Raw genomic sequence first — 5091 nt, forward strand, 5'->3', positions numbered from 1 at the left:
TGGCAGTTGTCATAAAAGACCTCTCACTTACAGGTTATTTATTAAACTTAGTTGAGAAGTCTGTGTTGTTCAAATTTAAACAACTATCTCTGTTAATTCGTCTCTGTTAATTAGTTAATGCCTTTTTACGCAGTTTAAATTGAAACTTCGGTTGATTATAATAGCTTAAGCATTATATCTATGCTTTCGCTTTATAAACTTTAGAAAGGATCACCATGTCTAGCTATAACGAATCTCCAGAGGAAATTGAACAAGCCACTAAAGGCTATGTGATGCAACAAACCATGTTGCGTATTAAAGATCCAAAGCCGTCGCTCGAATTTTATCAAAATGTATTAGGTATGAAGTTATTAGGTAAGTATGACTTTCCTGACATGAAGTTTACTTTGTACTTTTTAGGCTACGAACCAGAGCAACCGCAAGGTGATGATAAAACAAAAGCTAAATGGGTATTTGGTCGCCCTGCACTAATTGAGCTTACTCATAACTGGGGAACTGAAAACGACGATAGCTTTGAAGGCTACCACAGCGGCAACCAAGAGCCTAAAGGCTTTGGTCATATTGGTATTAGCGTGCCAGATGTTTATGCAGCCAGTGAACGCTTTGCAAAATACGATGTAGAGTTTGTAAAAAAACCGGATGATGGCTCAATGAAAGGCCTAGCATTTATAAAAGACCCTGACGGCTACTGGATAGAAATACTCTCACCAGAGGGCATTACCGATATTATTTTTGGTAAATAACCTGCTTACTAAATCCTAAAAAACCAGCCGTAAAGCTGGTTTTTATTCAAATAAACAATTACCTATAAGTAAAAGTCACTTCATCCATTTAGCTGGAGTTTGAGCGACTGTCCTCATTAATTTCGCAGTGAAAATAGCGATTTGAACTCTACTCGAAAGTTTGAACGACTGTCCTCATTAATTGCGACTCAATGGAAGTACCCGTAAGCAGAAGAATTATGCCTACGGTGCGAAATTACATAAAACAAAATTGAATTTCGAATACTTGCAACTTGTATGTCTACCTACTTTCTAGAGAGGGCAGGTACTCTTTGAATTATGATTATATTTATTGTCGATTAATGACGAAAATCTAACCTTAGCCGAAACACCTTTTCGGATAGAAATAAGTAAAAGCGAATAACCGTTATGCCAGATCACTTGCCATTAAATAAACCAAGACTAATTATTTGCTATCGTATCTTCGTTAACATTAAGGCAGTGACCAACTGAGAGTTCTTCAACAACAATTAAAAAAAATAATTAAAAAGCCCCTCGCTTATAAAGCATTAGTTGCAAAGTCTATATTCTTCAAATTTGAGCGATTTTCCAGTTAACTTAGTCCCAGTTAACTTATTGATGAATTAAACTTTAAACTATTTCCCTCGTTAAGCTGAAAAAACTAATTTATTTTTATCTAAATCCCTCACATAAGCGGAAAATTTAGGGCCTCGTTGGCCTGGCTCGCCCTCACAGGTGCCGCCTAACTCGAGGACCTTTTTATAAAGTCTTTTTACTTCTTCAGTAGAACCAACATTAAAACCAATCATTGTTCCGTTGCCATTACTTGCGGGTTCCTCATTAAAAGGGGTAGCTAATGCAAATGCAAAATCTTGGCCTTGCCAGAACGTCATTCTGTCAGTCGATAAAACTTGGTTAAGTTCTGTTTGTTCAAAAAGTGAATCATAGAATTTAATCGATGCTTCTATATTGTTTGTTCCAAGAACACAATAATCCATTTTCATAATGTAATATCTCATCAGGTTAACAGGGTTTTGGACGAAATTTGTATTGCCCATAATTGACAAGACCAAGTATATCCATGCAAATATTTACAGACAATGCCTATAATTGCATAGTAGGTATACTAAAATGCATAGAAAAGCTTGTTTTATAATGTTTAAATGGTTTTATTCACTCAACTCAGCGGCTAAATAATCAAATACGACACGCAATTTACAACTAGTCTTTAATTCTCTATGAGCAACCAGCCAAGTTTCTGTCTCAAAAGCAGGAAATGTTGGTAAGACTCTTTCAACTAAAGGCTCAGCATCACCGATATCAGCCATCATAAAGCCAATGCCGGTGCCATGCTTAACCATCTCCCATTGTACAAGATGATTGGCAACAATTACCGGGAAGTTACTTGAGTTTAGGTCAAAACCAAATTTTTTTAGATAGGAAATCACACGATTAGAGCGGTCAACTCCGAAGAAAACTGCGTCACTTAAATCTTGTGGGAACTGTCGGTGTTCAAGGTTTTGTATATAATTTTTAGAAGCGTATAGATGACCTAAGGTGTTTTTAACACGTTTAGCGATAAGCTCCTGTTGCGTTGGTCTATAATTCCGGATAGCGATATCAGCCTCACGGCGCGACAAATCACTAGTATCGCTTGAAGCAATTATTTCTATTTCAATTTTAGGCCATTGTTTACGCAGCTTTTCTACAATAGGAGGAAGAGTATAGGCCGCGATCATCTCTGTAGCACTGATACAAATATTTCCTTCAACTGTCTCTGCATTTCCGGACGCCAATAGTGATAAATTGGTTGCAGCATCTGCCATCGCCCTTACTTGTGCTATCAAGTCAGTGCCACTTTGTGTAAGAACTAACCCTGAATTTGTCCTTTCAAACAATAAAACACCTAGTTCTGCTTCCAGCGCAGCTACTTGTCGACCAATAGTAGGTTGCGTCATATCTAGTGCTCTAGCAGCTGCCGATAGCGAGCCTTCTTCAGCTGTCACAAGAAATGCCCTTGCTCGATTCCAATCAAACTTGATAGCGCGTCTATCCATTTAATATGTATGTCCTATAAATGTTTTAGTGTATGAACAAATTTGGATAAATTAATTATTAATGCAACTGTTCCTACGCTAGCTCCATAAAGTACCAATTCTCAGTAATCCAAATGCTCAAGTTATCTCCTAAGCTATTGAGCGCAGCGACAAGAGCCTATTGATAATTGTCCGAGGAGCTTGTGAGCGAATTGAGGCACCTGTTATATGCCTTTTTAAACGTACTATAAAGCAATTTTCATTTTAAAGTAAGAAACATCAGCTTTATAAAAACGTTCTCCGTATGGCTGCATACCGAAACGCTGATAGAAAGTTAAAGCTGATTCTCTAGCATCACACCAAAAAAAATTTACAACCGTATTATTAAGAGAGTGAAGAATAAATTTTAGCATTTGAGAGCCAATGCCTTGGCCTTGACAATCAGTTTTAGTAGCAAACTTACGTAGGCGAGCTTTATTTGATTTTATGTATACGGAAGCAACACAAACAAGCTCGTCATTAGCAAAGGCACCAAAATGCATTGCGTCATGATCACCATCTACATGGCAATATTCAGGAGGCTTGTTTGGCCAAAGAACACTTTGTCGAAGCGGGATTGTTTGCTCCCAGGAAATATTGCGAATTTCCATATAATTTTGTAGAGCCTCCATAGGCATATAGACACAATGACTCCCCACAAGATACTAGCCTCTGAACGTGGGTTAATTTTACAAGCCAGAGCCATAATATATGTCAACAATATAAAACAGAGGTTAGCATGACAAAACATAACATACTTTTCATTAGTTTAGATATACATAAAATACTCACTGAAGTGGCTTATATAGAAGACCAACGCGGAGCTAAGCCAATACACTTAGGTAAAATTCTAAGCAACAAAGCAGCCTTTTAACAAATTAGCAAAATTAAAAGAGCACCCATTTATAAAGCATTAGCTGCCAAGTCTGTGTTTTTCAAGTTTGAGCGACTGTCCCTGTTAATTCTCTACTACAACAAGATATGCCAGAAGTTAAATATTTTATGGATATGTTTTTATAAGCTTGTTCTGCAACTGTAGATAAGCTTTTCACACAAAAATAAATAACTTCTTCGGGTTATATCTCTATCTACTTTTTAAGTAGCGCAAAAATGTAGGTATACGCATATAAAGTAGTAAAAAGAATACTTGGTGCAACCGTTAACAATAAATTAGGTGTTTGATTAATAATATTCACTAACAATACCAAACTGGATTGCACCGCGATAGGAAAAATAGGTGCAAACAAAGTCCCTGCTAATTTTTTATCTTCCAAATACGACGCTGACAATGTAATCGCATTATTAAAGCTTTGTCGAATTGCAATATTTTGCGGTGTTTTAGAATGAAACATACACAAAATGGGCGTTACAAAAGCTAAAGAAATGCAGCTTCCTCGGTACTTATTAACAACTTTCTCTAAGATAAAAGTAAAAAATAAGGTTACAAAACCACTGTACCCACCTTGAACTAAAGCCGCTTGAAGCGTAACAGACTGAGGAATATAATCTGCACTATTAGCCCAATATGCCCAACCAAAATAAAAAACAAAAGACACAACACCAGATAAAATAAGTCGACCGTTCAATTTAATTCCTTAATATCATACTAAAACAATTTAAATAACAATTAAGCACTCATACCTAAAGACTGATGCCTAATAACTAATGCCCAATGACTCATAAGACCGTAAATCTGATGGTTTCATTCATAACATAATCAACTTCAGCTTAACTTAATAAATCACTCTAATGAATTAAATAAAAGAAATAGATAAGGAAAGGTAAATTTTTTAACCTAAAAAGTAGATTTTATGGCACAGTTTAGCTTGCACAATTAAAGTGGCTGTCTAGTTTAATTTCTAATGCTGGCCTTTCAAAAAACGGTAACAGAGATACTTATATTGCAGCCACATTAGAAAAGTTGCTTGAAAATATGCAAAGAAATATGATTTTCACAAAGACAAATCCAATCCCAAGTTGCTATACATTCTTGCTCATTATCAAGAACTCGCCGATGGCAACATTGATTACTTAGATAAGTTGCAAGGTTTGTTATTATAATAAGTAGTGTTAGCGAACTGCGTATTAAAAAATTTGAGCGACTGTCCTTGTTAAGACAATTTGAGCGACTGTCCTTGTTAATTACCATATTGCAGCCACATTAGAAAAGTTGCTTGAAAATATGCAAAGAAATATTGATTTTCACAAAGACAAATCCAATCCCAAGTTGCTATACATTCTTGCTCATTATCAAGAACTCGCCGATGGCAACA

General features: G+C 36.1%; 5 protein-coding genes and 1 pseudogene. 2 read left to right on the forward strand and 4 right to left on the reverse strand.

Annotated features, from left to right (window positions below):
• Window positions 1-215: 215 nt before the first annotated feature.
• Window positions 216-743: a lactoylglutathione lyase gene (gloA, locus tag Q4503_RS18655; protein WP_159820038.1), complete on the forward strand. Its 528-nt coding sequence runs from the start codon at window positions 216-218 to the stop codon at window positions 741-743.
• A 647-nt stretch (window positions 744-1390) separates the two neighbouring features.
• Here the strand turns inward: gloA and Q4503_RS18660 are convergent.
• From Q4503_RS18660 to Q4503_RS18670, 3 genes are all read right to left on the reverse strand, one after another.
• Window positions 1391-1747 (reverse strand): VOC family protein, encoded by a 357-nt coding sequence (locus tag Q4503_RS18660; protein ID WP_303603176.1) that lies wholly within the window; start codon window positions 1745-1747, stop codon window positions 1391-1393.
• Between the two features lie 165 nt (window positions 1748-1912).
• A complete protein-coding gene (locus Q4503_RS18665; protein WP_303603177.1) occupies window positions 1913-2800 on the reverse strand; it encodes a LysR family transcriptional regulator in 888 nt (295 codons plus the stop codon).
• 224 nt (window positions 2801-3024) lie between these two features.
• Window positions 3025-3429, reverse strand: a complete 405-nt coding sequence (locus Q4503_RS18670) for a GNAT family N-acetyltransferase (protein ID WP_252727694.1) — start codon at window positions 3427-3429, stop codon at window positions 3025-3027.
• Window positions 3430-3557: 128 nt separating this feature from the next.
• Here Q4503_RS18670 and Q4503_RS18675 point away from each other — a divergent pair.
• A pseudogene (locus Q4503_RS18675) lies at window positions 3558-3689 on the forward strand (IS110 family transposase); the annotation flags it as partial.
• A 217-nt stretch (window positions 3690-3906) separates the two neighbouring features.
• Here the strand turns inward: Q4503_RS18675 and Q4503_RS18680 are convergent.
• The gene (locus tag Q4503_RS18680) at window positions 3907-4404 is read right to left on the reverse strand and encodes a hypothetical protein (RefSeq protein ID WP_303603178.1); all 498 of its coding nucleotides are present in this window, start codon (window positions 4402-4404) and stop codon (window positions 3907-3909) included.
• Window positions 4405-5091: the final 687 nt, after the last annotated feature.

This window comes from Colwellia sp. 6_MG-2023, assembly GCF_030547765.1.
Classification (GTDB): domain Bacteria; phylum Pseudomonadota; class Gammaproteobacteria; order Enterobacterales; family Alteromonadaceae; genus Colwellia.

What these genes read in the sequence shown, in the direction of transcription:
- Q4503_RS18660 (WP_303603176.1), bottom strand. Translation starts at nt 1,747, where the DNA reads ATGAAAATGGATTATTGTGTTCTTGGAACAAACAATATAGAAGCATCG.
- gloA (WP_159820038.1), top strand. Translation starts at nt 216, where the DNA reads ATGTCTAGCTATAACGAATCTCCAGAGGAAATTGAACAAGCCACTAAA.
- Q4503_RS18665 (WP_303603177.1), bottom strand. Translation starts at nt 2,800, where the DNA reads ATGGATAGACGCGCTATCAAGTTTGATTGGAATCGAGCAAGGGCATTT.
- Q4503_RS18670 (WP_252727694.1), bottom strand. Translation starts at nt 3,429, where the DNA reads ATGGAAATTCGCAATATTTCCTGGGAGCAAACAATCCCGCTTCGACAA.